Genomic DNA, 16,108 nt, shown 5'->3' on the forward strand with positions numbered 1-16,108 from the left:
CGGGGAACGGTGGAAGGGCGGGTAGGGGACGGGCCCCGCGCAGCGGCAACCCCGCCCCCCGGTAGGGTCAGGCGGCCCGGCCCTGCTTGAGCGCGGCGAGCCTGGCCTCGATCTCCGAGGTCTTGCCCAGGTCCTCCAGGGACTCGAACTGCGCGTCCAGAGAGGAGGCGGCGAGCTCCTGCTTGCCCAGAGCCATCGCCTCCTCCCGCCGGACCTTCTCCTCGAAGCGCGACAGCTCACTCGTCGGGTCCATCACGTCGATGTTCTTCACCGCGTCCATCATCGTGTTCTGCGCCTGCGCGGTCCTGGCCCGCGCCACCAGTTCGTCCCGCTTCGCCTGGAGCTCCGTCAGCTTGTTCCGCATCGAGTCCAGGCCCGCCTTGAGCTTGTCCACGACCTCCGTCTGGGCGGCGATCACCGGCTCCGCCGTCTTCGCCTCCTTCTCCGACTGGATCTGCCGGCCCAGCGCCACCTTCGCGAGGTTGTCGAACTTGTCGGCGTCCGCCGCCGAACCCCCGGCCCGCAGTTCGTCGGCCTTCCTGCTCGCCGCCAGGGCCTTGGTGCCCCACTCGCCGGCCGCCTCCACGTCCTCCTTGTGGTCCGCCTCCAGCATCCGGAGGTTGCCGATCGTCGTCGCGACGGCCTGCTCCGCCTCCGAGATGTTGTTCGTGTAGTCGCGGATCAGCTGGTCCAGCATCTTCTGCGGGTCCTCGGCCTGGTCCAGCAGGGCGTTGATGTTGGCCTTGGCGAGCTGGGTGACGCGGCCGAGGATGGTCTGCTTGCTCATCTGGGTCTCTCCCGAGGAAGGGTGATGGTCCGTTACCGGTGCCGATCGCGGTTCAGAAGCGGCCCCCGCCGCCCATGCGGCCGCGGGTGCCGCCGCCGCCGAAGGAGCCCGGTCCGCTGCCCCCGCCCCCGAAGCCCCCGAAGCCCCCGCCCCCGAAGCCCCCGCCCCCACCGCCGAAGGCGCCGCCGCCCCCGCCCCGCAGGATCTCGCCGAGGATGATCCCGCCGAGCACCGCGCCGCCCCGCCCGCCGCCCCCGCCGGGCCGGCCCGCGTACGGGTCCTGGTACGCCCGTACGTCCGCCTCCGCGAGTTCCTGCGCCTGCCGGGCCAGTGAATCCGCCTGCTGCGCCTCCGCCAGCGCCCCCGCCGGGTCCGACGAGGCCAGGGCCGTTGCCCGCTCCAGGTGCCGGCCCGCCTCCGCCAGCCGGGTCCGGGCCCGGCTCCCGACCGCGCCCCGGGTGGTGGTGACGTAGTCCGTCGCCGCGCCGATCGCACTGCGGGCCGAGAGCATCGCCTGATCGAGCAGCGCCGCGGCCCGCTGCCGGCCCGACTCCCGCTCCCGCGCCCCGGCCAGGGCCGCGTCCAGCGCCGCGTCGGCCTCCTCGACCCGGCGCAGCGCGTCGATCGGGTCGTACCGGCCGGCCTCCTGCTCCTTCTGCACGTCGGCCAGCACGGCCTCCGCCCGGCCGATCCGGCCCCGCAGGTCGGCCGTGGACGTACCCTCCGCGGTGCCGGACAGCAGCCCGCGCGCGTCCGCCAGGTCGGTCTCCGTCTCGCTCAGCGCGCCCGGCAGCTTCCCGGCCGCCTCCGCCAGCTCCTGCGCCCGCCGCTCGACCGCGTCGACCAGTGTCGCCGCCTGGCCGACCGCGCCCTCGGCGGCCCGGATGTGCACGGCCGCCCTGCCGTTGTCGCCCGCGTCGAGGGCCGCGTGGGCCAGGCCCAGGCTGGTCGCCGCGAACACCTGGCGGTCCTTGGCCTGTTCGGCGTTGGAAGCCACGGGCGCGGACGCGGAGTCCGCGTACCGCCGGGTCAGCGCGGTCAGTGTCGCCTCGGCGGTGACGGTGCGCCCGGTCAGGTTCAGATAGTGCTCCTCCACCGTCGCCAGGGCCCCCGGGGCGTTCTTCTCCAGGTCCCGCAGCCGGTCGAAGTCCGCCGACTCGGCGTCCAGCCGCCGGTTCGCCTCGGTGCAGCGGGCGACGATCTCGTCGAGCATCCGGCGCCGCGTCGCGTCGTCCTCCGGGTAGGCGTCGTCGAGCTGCTGGCGCAGCCGGAAGGCGCTCGTCAGCTCGCCCTTGGCGTACTCCACGGCCTCCGTGAAGGGGCCGACCGCCTCATCGCCGAACTCGGCCGAGGCGAAGCCGAGTTCCTCGGCGCTCGTCCGGACCGCGTCATCGGTCTCCACCAGCAGCGACCTGGCCCGGGCGTCCAGCTCCGGCAGCGGAACGCGGTCCGGCGCACCCTCGGGCCAGCCCGGCCCGGTCGTCGTCCCCCGGCCCGCCCGGCCCGGGGCACCGCGCCTGCGGCGGGAGTACGCGTACACCCCGAGCGCGCCGGCCGCGCCGACCACGATCACCGGGAGCACGTAGTCCCCGGCGCCGCTCTCCCCGCCCGCCCCACCCCCGGGGTCGGCCGGCCCCGGAGTGATCGTCGGCGTCGGCACCGGCTGCCCGCCGAGCACCGCGTCGTATCCGTTCGCCGCGCCGATCGCCGCGCCGGCCCAGTCGTTCTGCCGCAGCGGCGGCTCGATGGCGGTCCGGGCCACCTCCGCGAGCTGCTGCTCGGTGAAACCGGAGTCGACGGCGGCGGAGTAGGCGTACTGGCGGGCCCCGGTCGCCACGGCCAGCAGGACGTCGTCCCGGCCGAGGCCGTTCTTCTCGGCGGTGGCGTCGGCCCAGCTCTGCGCGGAGCGCCCGGAGAAATCGTGCACATACGTGACGAAGAGCTGGATCCTGCGGTCCGCGTACAGCTCGTCCAGCGCGGCGGTGACGGCCGCCTTCCGGTCGCCCAGCGCTCCGACGCGGTCGGTGATCTGCCCCTGCTGCGCAAGGGTGACGGGATCCTCCGCCCGCGCGGACGGTGCCCCGGCCACGCCCCAGCTGCCGAGAGCGAGCAGCGCGGCGGCCAGGGCGAGCAGGGCCCGTACGGATATCTCGCTTCGCGGCTTGCTTTGCGGCTTGCTCTTCGGCGGGATCACATTTGGGAGGTTATGGGCCGTTTCCCGGCTCCGCACCCGGAGGACTCACGGCAGGGCGATCGCCGTGAGCCCGGGCAGCGGGAGCACAAGGGAGTCCTCGTGCAGGACGGCGTCACGGCGCCCGATCCCGGGGTGGTCCCATCGCCATTGCGGCCGGCCCGTGCCGAGGTCGAGCGCGGTGACGAACGGGTCCTTGGAGCCGTTGTTCTGACGGGGGGCGGCCAGCGTGCACTTCACGTACAGCAGTTCCCCACGGATGCCGAGCAGGTCGAGGACGCATTTCCCGGTGTGGTACCGCCGGACGACGTCCCTCTGCCAGACCACCCGGCCGGACTCGGCCTCGATGGCGAACACCGCGTCCCCCGGCCTCTGGGGGGACGACCCGGCCGCGTACACCACCCCTGGCCGGACCAGGAGCTGCCGGGCCGGGATGTCCACGTTGACGGTCCACAACGTCCGGCCGTCGCGCTGGTGCAGGGTGCGCACCGACCGCCCGGACATCACGTGGACCGGCCCGAGAGGCACGTCCGGGCCGGCCGGGGCCACCGTCGCGTCCGCGCCGGGCGGCCCCGACCACAGGAGCCCGCCGCTCCGCAGCTGCAGGCCCGTCATCCGGTTCCGTTCCACGAGCACCAGGGAGTCCGGGCCCGTGGCCAGCGTCAGCGAGTCGTCGTACGGCCCGCGGCGGCTCCAGACCTCCTCCCCCGAGGCCGCGCTCAGGGCCTTCACCGCCGTTCGGCCCCCGTACAGGACGAGCCCCGCCGCCACTGCGAACGGCGCGGGGGAGTCATGGTCCGCGCGCGGGCCCACGGCCGTCTCCGCGGGCAGGTCCCGCCACCAGCGCACCCGCCCGTCGGCCGGCTCCCGGGCCAGCAGCCGGACACCGTGACCCTCCCGCCGTTCCACAGCCGCGAACACGGAGCCGTCCGTGGCGTCCGCCGTCAGGGCCACCGTGGTCCGCCCGGTCAGCGCCGGAGCCGGTACCCCCGCGTCCGCGTCCGCCGTCCAGAGGGACACCCCGGAGTCGGCCCGTACGAAGCCCACCTCGTTCCCCCTGCTCCAGGCCATGCCGTCCCCGGCCCGGTGCAGGGAGGCCGACCTCACCGAGGTGGACCACCGGGTCGCTCCGGCCGGGGCAGCCGGGGCCGCCGGCCCCGCAGCCGGGAGCGCATCCGCAGCCGGCGGCCCCGCGCCGACCGCCTCCCGCGTGTACCGGACGGTGGCGGCGACGGCGCCCGCACCCTTCGAATCCCGCAGGGCTTCGGCCACGGCCCTCGCCGACGGAGGCCGGTCCGCCGGATCCTTCGCGAGCAGGGCCCGCACCAGCCCGGCCACCGAGGGCCGCACGGCGAGCGGCGGCGGCGGATCGTCGACGTGCCTGCGCATCAGTACGAACGGCGACCCGTCCACGCCGAACGGCGGCTCCCCGCTCAGCAGGGCGTACAGCACGCAGCCCAGCGCGTACAGGTCGCAGCGGGCGTCCACGTGCCGGCCCAGGCACTGCTCGGGTGCCATGTAGGGGATGGTGCCCATCGCCTGCCCGGTGACCGTCCAGCCCGCCGTGGCGTCCGCGGAGTGCGCGATGCCGAAGTCGCAGATCTTGACCCGGCCGCCGGGCAGCAGGAAGAGGTTCGCGGGCTTCAGGTCCCGGTGCACCACGGACTGTTCGTGCGCGGCCGCCAGGGCCTCCGCGGTCTGGGCGGCCAGGTCCAGCGCGGTGCCAACCGGCAGCCCGTCCCGCTCGCGGGCCAGGACGCTCCCGAGGTCCTCGCCGGACAGCAGCTCCATCACGATGAAGAGCCGCCCCTCCTCCTGCCCCACGTCGTGCACGACCGTGATCCCCGGGTGCTGGAGCCGGGCCCCGATGGTGGCCTCGCGCCGGAAGCGGGCGACGAACTCGTCGCCGTGCGCCGCCTCCAGCAGCGCCTTCACCGCTACGGGCCGTTCCAGGTGCAGATCGTGGGCCCGCCAGACCTCGCCCATCCCGCCCGCCCCGAGACGCGCGTCGAGCCGGTACCGCCCCGACAGCCGATCACCCACGCGCATTGCAGAAGCCCCCTGATGTCACGTCAGCAGACGCTCGCCAGGGGGCATTCTGTACGCCGCGCGGGCTACCGGGGGTGGGAACGGCGCCGGATCACGCTCCCGAGCCACACCAGCGGGTCGTACTTGCGGTCCACCGCCCGCTCCTTCAGCGGGATCAGCGCGTTGTCGGTGATCTTGATGCCCTCGGGACAGACCTCCGTACAGCACTTGGTGATGTTGCAGTAGCCGAGCCCGTGCTCCTCCTGCGCGGTGCGCTTGCGGTCCAGGCCCGCCTCGGCCGCCGCGTCCAGGGGGTGCATGTCCAGCTCCGCCACCCGCATCAGGAAGCGCGGACCGGCGAAGGCGGGCTTGTTCTCCTCGTGGTCACGCACCACGTGGCAGGTGTCCTGGCACAGGAAGCACTCGATGCACTTGCGGAACTCCTGCGAGCGCTCCACGTCGATCTGCTGCATGCGGTACGCGCCCGGGGCCACCCCCTCCGGCGGTACGAAGGCCGGTACCTCCCGGGCCTTGTGGTAGTTGAAGGACACGTCCGTGACCAGGTCCCGGACGACCGGGAAGGCGCGCAGCGGGGTGACCGTGACCGTCTCGGACCGCTCGAAGGTCGACATGCGCGTCATGCACATCAGCCGCGGCCGGCCGTTGATCTCCGCGCTGCACGAGCCGCACTTGCCGGCCTTGCAGTTCCAGCGCACCGCGAGGTCCGAGGCCTGCGTGGCCTGGAGCCGGTGGACGATGTCCAGGACCACCTCCCCGTCGTGCACCTCGACGGTGAAGTCCCTGAGCGATCCGCCCTCCGCGTCGCCCCGCCAGATCCGGAAGCTCGCGTCGTACGTACTCATCCGTGCAGCTCCTCTTCGGCGAGGTACTTGGCCAGCTCTTCCTTCTCGAAGAGCCCGAGCAGGTCGGGACGGATGGGCTCGGTGCGCACCCGGGTCAGGTCGATCCGGTCGGCCGCCGGGTCCCCGGGCACCGGGTCGACCGGCCGGCACAGCAGGTTCACCGGGCGCCAGCTCCGCTCCATCGCCGGGCAGTCCTCGCGGGTGTGCCCGCCCCGGCTCTCGGTGCGTTCCAGGGCGGCGCGGGCCACGCACTCGCTGACCAGCAGCATGTTGCGCAGGTCCAGGGCGAGGTGCCAGCCCGGGTTGAACTGCCGGTGCCCCTCCACCCCCGCCCGGGAGGCCCGCTCGCGCAGGCCCGCCAGTTTCTCCAGGGCCTCGGACATCTCGCCGGCCCGCCGGATGATGCCGACCAGGTCGTTCATGGTCGTCTGGAGCTCCTGGTGGAGCGTGTACGGGTTCTCCGCGCCGTCGGCGGCGTGGAAGGGGGCCAGCGCCTCCGCGGCCGCCGCGTCGATCGCCTCCTGGGAGACGGCGGGCCGGGCCTCACCGGCGGCCGCGGCGTGCTCGGCCGCGTGCAGCCCCGCCCGGCGGCCGAAGACCAGCAGGTCGGACAGGGAGTTGCCGCCCAGCCGGTTCGAGCCGTGCATCCCGCCCGCGACCTCGCCCGCCGCGAAGAGCCCGGGCACGCCGAGGGCGGCGGCGGTCTCGGAGTCGACGGCGATCCCGCCCATCACGTAGTGGCAGGTCGGGCCGACCTCCATCGCCTCCGCCGTGATGTCCACGTCCGCCAGCTCCTTGAACTGGTGGTACATGGAAGGCAGCCGCCGCTTGATCTTCTCGGCGGGCATCCGCGTCGACACGTCGAGGAAGACACCGCCGTGCGGGGAGCCACGGCCCGCCTTCACCTCGGAGTTGATGGCCCGCGCCACCTCGTCGCGCGGCAGCAGCTCGGGCGGGCGCCGGTTGTTGTCCGGGTCCTCGTACCAGCGGTCGCCCTCCTCCTCCGACTCGGCGTACTTCTCCTTGAACACGTCGGGGATGTAGTCGAACATGAACCGCTTGCCCTCGGAGTTGCGCAGCACCCCGCCGTCGCCGCGGACCGACTCCGTGACGAGGATGCCCTTCACGGAGGGCGGCCAGACCATGCCCGTGGGATGGAACTGCACGAACTCCATGTTCAGCAGGGGCGCACCGGCGAGCAGGGCCAGCGCGTGGCCGTCGCCCGTGTACTCCCAGGAGTTCGAGGTGGTCTTGAAGGACTTGCCGATCCCGCCCGTGGCCAGGACCACCGCGGGGGCCTCCAGTACGAAGAAGCGGCCGGACTCGCGCTCGTAGCAGAAGGTCCCCGAGACCCTCCCTCCGTCCTTGAGGCCGCGATCTTTCAGAACCCGCGTGACCGTGCACTCCTGGAAGACCTTGAGCCGCGCCTCGTAGTCCCCGTACTCCTTGAAGTCCTCCTGCTGGAGCTGGACGATCTTCTGCTGGAGGGTGCGGATCAGTTCCAGGCCCGTACGGTCGCCCACGTGCGCGAGGCGCGGGTACTCGTGCCCGCCGAAGTTGCGCTGGGAGATCTTCCCGTCGGGCGTGCGGTCGAAGAGCGCGCCCCAGGTCTCCAGCTCCCAGACCCGGTCGGGGGCCTCCTTCGCGTGCAGCTCCGCCATCCGCCACTGGTTGAGGAACTTGCCCCCGCGCATGGTGTCGCGGAAGTGCACCTGCCAGTTGTCGTGTTCGTTGACGTTGGCCATGGAGGCGGCGATCCCGCCCTCCGCCATCACCGTGTGGGCCTTGCCGAAGAGCGACTTGCAGATCACGGCCGTACGGGCGCCCCGCTCACGCGCCTCGATCGCGGCCCGCAACCCGGCGCCGCCCGCGCCGACCACGACCACGTCCCACTGCTGCCGGTCGACTTGAGCCATGTCAGAAGAACCTCGGGTCTGTGAAGGCGCCGGTGGCGAGCAGGTACACGTAGAAGTCGCACAGGGCGACGCTGATCAGCGACGCCCACGCGAGCTGCATGTGGCGGGCGTTGAGCCGGCTGACCCAGCCCCACAGCCGGTAGCGCACCGGATGCCTGGAGAAGTGCTTGAGGCGGCCGCCCATGATGTGCCGGCAGGAGTGGCAGGACAGCGTGTAGGCCCAGATCAGCGTGATGTTGACCAGGAACAGCAGGGTCCCGAGGCCCATGTGGCCCCACTCGTAGTTCCCGTCGCGGAAGGTCAGCACGGTGTCGTAGGTGAGGATGCCCGCGACCGGGACCGCCGCGTAGAAGAAGTAGCGGTGCGCGTTCTGGAGGATGAGCGGGAAGCGGGTCTCGCCCGTGTAGGTCGCGTGCGGTTCGGCGACGGCGCAGGCCGGCGGCGAGGCCCAGAAGCCCCGGTAGTAGGCCTTGCGGTAGTAGTAGCAGGTCAGACGGAAGCCGAGCGGGAAGACCAGGATCAGCAGGGCGGGGGAGAGGACCCACCAGCTGCCGAAGACCTCCCAGTTCGGGCCGCCCTTCATCGGGACGCAGTTCTCCGCCAGACACGGGGAGTAGAAGGGCGAGACGTACGGGGCCGCGTAGTAGTCGGCGTTGGCGAAGGCCCGCCACGTCGAGTAGACGATGAAGGCGAACAGCCCGGCCGCGGTGCCGGCGGGGGCCAGCCACCACCGGTCGGTGCGCAGGTGCCGGGCGGAGATCGCGGCCCGCGAGGCGTCGTGGACGCCGGCGGGCCGCCGCTGCTGCTGGGGTGGTTCCGTGCCTGTGGCCAAAGGTGACTCCGGGTGGAGTGATGAGGGTGGCCCAGGAGGCCCGGCCGCGGGGCGGCCGGGCCAGATGGGGTGTGCGGGGGTGTGCGGGGGAGCCGGCCGGTCAGGGGGCGCGGCGGTCGCGGGCGCCGAGGCCCTCGTCGTCGACGTCCTGCCACAGCGTGGCGTCGTACGGGGTGTCCGGAACCGTCACCATCCGGGACGGGTCCGGAGCGGCCGCCGGCGTCGAGCTCCCGGGCTTCTGCCGCCTGGCCTGCTGCTCCAGCTGCTCGACCTTGCGGGTCAGCTCGTCCAGGTTGCGTCGTACGGCGGTCAGATCGTCTTGCAGGGACATGATGTGACCTCACTTCCGCAGAGTGCGGTGGCAATGGCAACGCTCATGTGCGCCTGCGAGTGTCGCGCTTCGCGTCCCCGGTTGTGAAGGGACGTGCAGCGATTGCGGGCGCGCAGGCGTGAACTGTGCGCCCCTCCCTGCCCCCATTCTCATCCCTCCCCCGGGGGAACGCTCCTTCGGCGCGCAAACCGCATTGGTCCGCACGGGTGGGGTTCGCGGCGTGGCGAGGGGCCGGTGCGGGGGGTGCGGCGGGATGTCGATTTCAGTGGTTTTCGGCAACCGGTGTGATCAGCTCCATATACCGCCGAACGTGATCATGCGTCCCCCCACGTCCCGCCCCGGAGGTACCACCCATGTCCCAGAGAAGGCGCAGGTCCTTGGCGCTGCTGACCTCGGGAGTCCTCGCCCTGCCGCTGCTCGCGGGCTGCGGTGCGGGTGACGACGAGGGCGGCCCGGCCGCCGCCGGACAGGACATCGCCGCGACCAAGCGCGACCAGGTAGCCGACGGCGGCACGCTGCGCTGGGCGGTGGACCGCCTCCCGGAGACCCTGAACACCTTCCAGGCGGATGCCGACGCCGCCACCAGCCGGATCGCCGGGGCGGTGCTGCCGCAGCTGTTCGTCCTGGACGCCAGGGGGCGTCCGGTGGCCAATCCGGACTACCTGGAGAAGGCCGAGGTCGTTGAGCGGGAGCCCAAGCAGGTCGTCCTGTACAAGCTGAACCAGCAGGCCGTGTGGAGCGACGGCCGCGAGATCGGCGCGGCGGACTTCGTGGCGCAGTGGCGGGCCCTGAACGGCAAGGACTCGGCGTACTGGACCGCCCGCAACGCCGGCTACGAGCGGATCGAGAAGATCGAACGGGGCAAGACCGACCTGGAGGTCAAGGTCACCTTCGTCAAGCCGTACGCGGACTGGCGCTCCCTGTTCACCCCGCTCTACCCCAAGCAGGTCACCGGCACCCCGGACGCCTTCAACGAGAGCGCCCGGGGCACGCTCAAGGCGACCGCGGGGCCCTTCGCGCTCGGCGCGGTCGACAAGAAGACGGGCACGGTGGCCCTGACCCGCAACCCGCGCTGGTGGGGAGCCCCGGCCAAGTTGGACTCCCTGGTCCTGACGGCCGTGCCCCGGGCGGACCGGCCGGCTGCGCTGGCCGCGGGCAAGCTCGATCTGGCGGAAATCGACCGGTCGGGCGCCGACCGGATCGCCCTGGCCCAGAAGGACGCCGCCGACAAGGAAGCGTCCGGCAAGGCCGGCTCCGGCCAGGGCGGGGCCCCCGCGCACGGACCGGCCGCCGCGCTGACCCCGGCGCAGGCCACCCTGTCGTGGGCGAACGCCTTCGGCGCGGACGAGGCCAAGGCCACGGCCGAGAAGGAGAACCGCCAGAAGCACGCCGACGCGGTGAAACGGTACGCCGACGAGCAGACGGCCCTGCGGAACTTCACGGTCCGCAAGTCCCTGGAGCCCGCCTACACGCAGCTCGCCATGAACGGGGCCTCCGGCCCGCTCACCGACGAGCGGGTGCGCCGGGCGGTGGCCCGGGCCCTGGACCGCAAGCAGCTCGCCGAGCTCGTGCTGAAGCCGCTCGGCCTGCCCGCGAAGCCGGTGGGCAGCCACCTCGCCCTGGCCGGGCAGCGCGCGTACGAGGACAACAGCGACTCCCTCGGAGGCCTGGACACCAAGGCGGCGCAGGCCCTGCTCGCGGACGCCGGCTGGCGCCTCGGCGGCAAGATCACCGAGCCGCCCGGCGCCAAGGCCGGCCCCCAGAGCGAGAAGCAGGACGACTCGAAGACCCCCTCGACCGCCTCCGGCCCGGGCACCGGCAACGACGGCCTCTACATCGTCGGCCAGGACGACCAGAACAACGGCGAGCTCCACTCGGCCGCCTCCGACCTGCGCGCGGTGACCACCTCGGCGGCCCGCCGGGAGCACCAGGGCACGCTGGGCAGCCGCCCCGAGGGCCCCGAGGGCCACAGCGGCGACGGAGCCCTGGCCGCGGACGCGTACGGCCCCGACGGGGAGATCGTCGACGCCGACGTCTTCGCCCGGGGCGCGTCCGGGGTCCGGCCCTCACCGGTGCTGGCCCCCGCCCCCTTCACGGCCCAGCAGGAGAAGTCCCTCCTCACCCAGGCCGCGGGCATGGCGGCCGTCGAAGACGGCAAGCGCAGCCCGGCCCGTGAGGCGGAGGCCGCCGAGCCCGCCGCCCAGGGCTCCCCGGCCCCGGCCAAGCAGGCCGTGCGCAACTCCGGCTCCGTGCTGGCCAAGGACGGCAAGCCGCTGACGCTGCGCTTCGTGGTCCCGGCGGGGCCGGGCTCGGAGTCCCTGCGCACCGTCGGCGAGCGGATCTCCCAGGAGCTCCGGAAGATCGGCGTGAACGCCGAGATCACCAAGGTCGCCGACGAGAGCTTCTTCAAGGACCACATCGCGGCCGGACAGTACGACCTGGCCCTCTACTCCTGGCCGGCCACCGCCTACCCCGCCACCGACGCCCGGCCCATCTTCGCCAAGCCGGAGCCGGCCGCGGACGGCTCGCTGCTCGTCGAACAGAACTACACCCGGGTCGGCACGGACCAGATCGACCAGCTCTTCGACCAGGCGCTCGGCTCCCTGGACGAGGACGAGTCCCGCGACCTGATGCGCAAGGCGGACGCCCGGATCTGGGCCGCCGCCGGCTCCATCCCGCTCTACCAGCGGCCCGAGCTGGTGGCGGTCAAGCCCGGCGTGGTCAACGCCGGAGCCTTCGGCCTCGGTGCTCCCCGCTTCCAGGACATCGGCTGGAAGAAGCCGCCGACGGCCAAGGACAAGAAGAAGTAGCCCGGCCCAAGAAGTGATGACAAAAAGGTGCCTGTCCGGTTGACCGGAGGGTCACAACCTCAGATGTGACTCAAGTCCCTTGCCCGCCGGAATCCCCGGCGGGCAAGGTCTTGGCACACCCACTGATCTGCCCGTTGACCCGCATGATTCCCGGCAGGACCGGCGACCGAGGCACCCCACCCCGAACTCGGCCGCGCTCATACGTCCAGCCTCTTGACAGACCCCCCCGGCAGGCGGTTCCCGCTGCGCGACGTACCATGGGGTAAGGCCGTGGCAGGTTTTCGCCCGGCCGAGGCGAGCGTGCCGGACCGTACGCGACGCCATCCACTTATCCCGGGAGAAGCGCCGAAGTGCCCACGCGCCACGACATCCGTAACGTCGCCATCGTCGCCCACGTCGACCATGGCAAGACGACCATCGTCGATGCCATGCTCAAGCAGGCCGGTGCCTTCGCCGCCCACCAGCAGCTCGACGACCGCATGATGGACTCGAACGACCTGGAGCGTGAGAAGGGCATCACGATCCTCGCCAAGAACACGGCGGTGAAGTATCACCCCAAGGACGGCGGGGCCCCGATCACGATCAACATCATCGACACCCCCGGCCACGCCGACTTCGGTGGTGAGGTCGAGCGCGGTCTGTCGATGGTGGACGCCGTCGTCCTGCTGGTGGACGCCTCCGAGGGTCCGCTGCCCCAGACCCGCTTCGTCCTGCGCAAGGCGCTCCAGCAGCGGAAGCCCGTCATCCTCTGCATCAACAAGACGGACCGTCCGGACTCCCGGATCGACGAGGTCGTCAACGAGACGTACGACCTCTTCCTGGACCTGGACGCCGACGAGGACCAGATCGAGTTCCCGATCGTCTACGCCTGCGGCCGTGACGGCATCGCCTCGCTGACCAAGCCGGAGGACGGCACCGTCCCCGCCGACAGCGACAGCCTGGAGCCGTTCTTCTCCACCATCCTGGAGCACGTCCCGGCCCCGGTGTACGACGAGGAGGCCCCCCTCCAGGCGCACGTCACCAACCTGGACGCCGACAACTTCCTCGGCCGCATCGCGCTGCTCCGCGTCGAGCAGGGCGAGCTGCGCAAGGGCCAGACGGTCGCGTGGATCAAGCGTGACGGCTCGATCTCGAACGTCCGCATCACCGAGCTGATGATGACCGAGGCGCTCACCCGCAAGCCCGCCGAGGTCGCCGGCCCCGGTGACATCTGCGCCGTCGCCGGTATCCCCGAGATCATGATCGGTGAGACCCTGGCCGACCCGGAGAACCCGATCGCCCTGCCGCTCATCACGGTGGACGAGCCGGCCATCTCCATGGTCATCGGCACCAACACCTCCCCGATGGTCGGCCGCGGCGGCTCCGGCAAGGGCGCGGACGCCAAGGCCGCGGTCAAGGACCGCAAGGTCACCGCCCGCCAGGTCAAGGACCGTCTGGACCGCGAGCTGATCGGTAACGTCTCGCTGCGCGTCCTGGACACCGAGCGTCCGGACGCCTGGGAGGTCCAGGGCCGCGGTGAGCTCGCGCTCGCCATCCTGGTCGAGCAGATGCGCCGCGAGGGCTTCGAGCTGACCATCGGCAAGCCGCAGGTCGTCACCAAGGAGGTCGACGGCAAGACGTACGAGCCCGTCGAGCGCATGACGATCGACGTGCCCGAGGAGCACATGGGTGCCGTCACGCAGCTCATGGGCGTCCGCAAGGGCCGCATGGACAACATGTCGAACCACGGCTCCGGCTGGGTCCGCATGGAGTTCGTCGTTCCGTCCCGCGGCCTCATCGGCTTCCGTACGGAGTTCCTGACCCAGACCCGCGGCACCGGCATCGGCCACTCGATCCACGAGGGCCACGAGCCGTGGTTCGGCCAGCTGGTCACCCGTAACAACGGCTCCCTGGTCGCCGACCGCGCCGGTGCGGTCACCGCGTTCGCGATGACCAACCTGCAGGAGCGCGGTGTCCTGTTCACCGACCCCGGCACCGAGGTGTACGAGGGCATGATCGTCGGCGAGAACTCGCGCGCCGACGACATGGACGTGAACATCACCAAGGAGAAGAAGCTCACCAACATGCGCTCCTCCTCCGCGGACACGTTCGAGGCGATCGTCCCGCCGCGCAAGCTCTCCCTGGAGCAGTCCCTGGAGTTCTGCCGCGACGACGAGTGCGTCGAGGTGACCCCCGAGGCCGTCCGCATCCGCAAGGTCGTCCTGGACCAGAAGGAGCGCTCGCGCACCGCCTCGCGCGCCAAGTCCGCGAAGTAGTACCCTCGCCAACCCGGTCGCCGCTTGGGCGGCGACGGGTCGGCGGATGATCGGCCGAAACACCGCAGAACACAGCAGCCCCTCACGTCACGTATTCCGTGACGGGAGGGGCTGTTCGCTTCTGTCAAGCGGATTGTTGCGTTCTGGTGTCCGGATACCGACCGTGACACTCCGGAAGATGAGCTAACCGTCCGTTTCGCACGTGTCTGTCTCCTATCCGTTTGTCCGGATTTCGGGTTTTCGACATGAGGTGATGTTGTGAAAACGAGACCACTTAAGTGTGGTTTACCGGTTGGGCGTCCCTGAGGATGGCTCCATTGAGCTCGGGTCAATGGGTCACGCGCTGTGGGGAGCGCCGACTCACGAGCACACACGATGGGACCGGATTTCGCTGTCAGGGGTGTCAGCGGGCCGGGACCTTCACGTATCGACAGTGACTCCTGAGGAGGCAATTACCCATGCGCGGAGCAACGAGCGCCAAGTGGGTCGCGGGTGCCGTCATCGTGGCGATGGCCGCCACGGCCTGCAGCACCAGCAAGGACGACGCCGGCAGCAAGGCGGGCGGCAACATCACCGTGCAGCTCGGTGAGCCGCAGCACGGCCTGGTCGGTCAGAACACCGCGGAGTCCGAGGGCGCCGAGGTCCTGAACGCGGTCTTCACCGCTCTGGTGGACTACGACATCAAGACCAACGAGCCGAAGCTCGCGGCCGCCCAGTCGATCGAGACCACCGACTCGAAGACCTGGACGATCAAGGTCAAGGACGGCTTCACCTTCCACAACGGCGAGAAGGTCGACGCCGCGTCGTTCGTCCGCGCCTGGAACTGGGGCGCCAACCAGGACAACGCCGCCGAGGGCCTGCCGTTCTTCTCGAAGATCGAGGGCTCCGACGAGCTGGCGCCGGGCAAGGACAAGAAGCCCACGGCCAAGGAGCTCAAGGGCCTGAAGATCGTCGACGAGATGACCTTCACCGTCACGCTGAAGGACCCGTTCTCCCAGTTCAAGACGATGCTGGGCTACAACGCCTTCTACCCGCTGCCGAAGGCGTTCGAGGCCGACCCGAAGGCCTTCGGCGAGAAGCCGATCGGTAACGGCCCCTTCCAGATGGACGGCGCCTGGGAGCACAACAAGCAGATCAAGGTCAAGCGGTACGACAAGTACCCGGCCGAGGGTCGCGCCAAGCTCGAGGGCGTCACCTTCAAGATCTACGACAACCTGGACACGGCGTACAACGACCTGCGTGCCGACGCCATCCAGATCACCGACAAGCTCCCCGTGTCGGCGATGGCCACCGTCTCCCAGGAGTTCGGCGACCGCTACATCTACAAGCCGGAGTCCGGCGTCGGCTACATCGGCATGCCGATCGCGCAGAACCCCGAGGTCTTCGGCAAGCCCGAGATCCGCAAGGCCATCTCGATGGCCATCGACCGGGACGCCATCACGAAGACCATCTTCAACGGCACCCGCAAGCCGGCCGACGACTTCGTCAGCCCGATCATCCCGGGTTACCGCAAGGGCGCCCTCGGCGAGGTCGGCACCTACAACCCGACCAAGGCCAAGGAGCTCCTGACCCAGGCCGGCGGTATCCCCGGCGGCAAGATCGAGCTCGGTTACAACGCCGACGGTGGCCACAAGGAGTGGATCGAGGCCGTCGCCAACCAGCTGAAGGCGAACCTCGGCGTCGAGGTCACCGCCAAGCCGTTCACCAAGTTCGGCGAGATGCTGGACGACCTGGGCGCCTCGAAGTACAAGGGTGCCTTCCGCATGGGCTGGGTCATGGACTACCCGGCCATGGAGAACTACCTCCGTCCGATCTTCTCGAAGGTCGCGATCGAGAACGGCTCCAACTACGGCCACTACGTGAACGAGGACTTCGAGAAGCTCCTCGACCAGGCCGACAAGTCCGCCGATGCCGCCGCCGGCCAGAAGCTGTACCAGCAGGCCGACGACATCCTCATCAAGGACCTGCCGTACATCCCGGTCTTCACGTACATGTCTTCTTCGGCCTACTCCAAGACCGTGAAGAACGTTGAGGTCGACGCCCAGGGCCGCATGGACCTGGCCAACGTCGAGCTGAACTAACACCCCTCTTCACT

At 71.1% G+C, this 16,108-nt stretch carries 10 protein-coding genes; 3 read left to right on the forward strand and 7 right to left on the reverse strand.

Annotated elements, in window-relative coordinates; genetic code table 11:
* Positions 1 to 67: 67 nt before the first annotated feature.
* From ACZ6Y1_RS17205 to ACZ6Y1_RS17235, 7 genes are all read right to left on the reverse strand, one after another.
* Positions 68 to 787 carry a PspA/IM30 family protein gene (locus ACZ6Y1_RS17205; RefSeq protein ID WP_469629490.1) on the reverse strand — a complete coding sequence of 240 codons (720 nt, stop codon included), beginning with the start codon at positions 785 to 787 and terminating at the stop codon, positions 68 to 70.
* 52 nt (positions 788 to 839) lie between these two features.
* Positions 840 to 2,981 (reverse strand): TPM domain-containing protein, encoded by a 2,142-nt coding sequence (locus tag ACZ6Y1_RS17210; protein WP_469629492.1) that lies wholly within the window; start codon positions 2,979 to 2,981, stop codon positions 840 to 842.
* Between the two features lie 45 nt (positions 2,982 to 3,026).
* Positions 3,027 to 5,027: a protein kinase domain-containing protein gene (locus ACZ6Y1_RS17215; protein ID WP_469629494.1), complete on the reverse strand. Its 2,001-nt coding sequence runs from the start codon at positions 5,025 to 5,027 to the stop codon at positions 3,027 to 3,029.
* Between the two features lie 65 nt (positions 5,028 to 5,092).
* Complete coding sequence (locus ACZ6Y1_RS17220) at positions 5,093 to 5,869, reverse strand: succinate dehydrogenase/fumarate reductase iron-sulfur subunit (protein WP_469629497.1); 777 nt, start codon at positions 5,867 to 5,869, stop codon at positions 5,093 to 5,095.
* Positions 5,866 to 7,785 (reverse strand): fumarate reductase/succinate dehydrogenase flavoprotein subunit, encoded by a 1,920-nt coding sequence (locus ACZ6Y1_RS17225; RefSeq protein WP_469629500.1) that lies wholly within the window; start codon positions 7,783 to 7,785, stop codon positions 5,866 to 5,868. Before ACZ6Y1_RS17225 ends, ACZ6Y1_RS17220 begins: the two co-directional genes overlap by 4 nt.
* Before the next feature lies 1 nt (position 7,786).
* Positions 7,787 to 8,617: a hypothetical protein gene (locus ACZ6Y1_RS17230; RefSeq protein ID WP_469629503.1), complete on the reverse strand. Its 831-nt coding sequence runs from the start codon at positions 8,615 to 8,617 to the stop codon at positions 7,787 to 7,789.
* Positions 8,618 to 8,717: 100 nt separating this feature from the next.
* A complete protein-coding gene (locus ACZ6Y1_RS17235) occupies positions 8,718 to 8,948 on the reverse strand; it encodes a hypothetical protein (protein WP_376659823.1) in 231 nt (76 codons plus the stop codon).
* 353 nt (positions 8,949 to 9,301) lie between these two features.
* Here ACZ6Y1_RS17235 and ACZ6Y1_RS17240 point away from each other — a divergent pair, with 353 nt between their 5' ends.
* From ACZ6Y1_RS17240 to ACZ6Y1_RS17250, 3 genes are all read left to right on the forward strand, one after another.
* The gene (locus ACZ6Y1_RS17240; RefSeq protein ID WP_469629507.1) at positions 9,302 to 11,758 is read left to right on the forward strand and encodes an ABC transporter family substrate-binding protein; all 2,457 of its coding nucleotides are present in this window, start codon (positions 9,302 to 9,304) and stop codon (positions 11,756 to 11,758) included.
* 350 nt (positions 11,759 to 12,108) lie between these two features.
* Complete coding sequence (typA, locus tag ACZ6Y1_RS17245) at positions 12,109 to 14,013, forward strand: translational GTPase TypA (protein WP_469629512.1); 1,905 nt, start codon at positions 12,109 to 12,111, stop codon at positions 14,011 to 14,013.
* Positions 14,014 to 14,471: 458 nt separating this feature from the next.
* Positions 14,472 to 16,094: a peptide ABC transporter substrate-binding protein gene (locus tag ACZ6Y1_RS17250; protein ID WP_469629517.1), complete on the forward strand. Its 1,623-nt coding sequence runs from the start codon at positions 14,472 to 14,474 to the stop codon at positions 16,092 to 16,094.
* The last annotated feature ends 14 nt before the right edge of the window (positions 16,095 to 16,108 follow it).

The sequence above is a fragment of the Streptomyces sp. NPDC053432 genome (assembly GCF_055585365.1).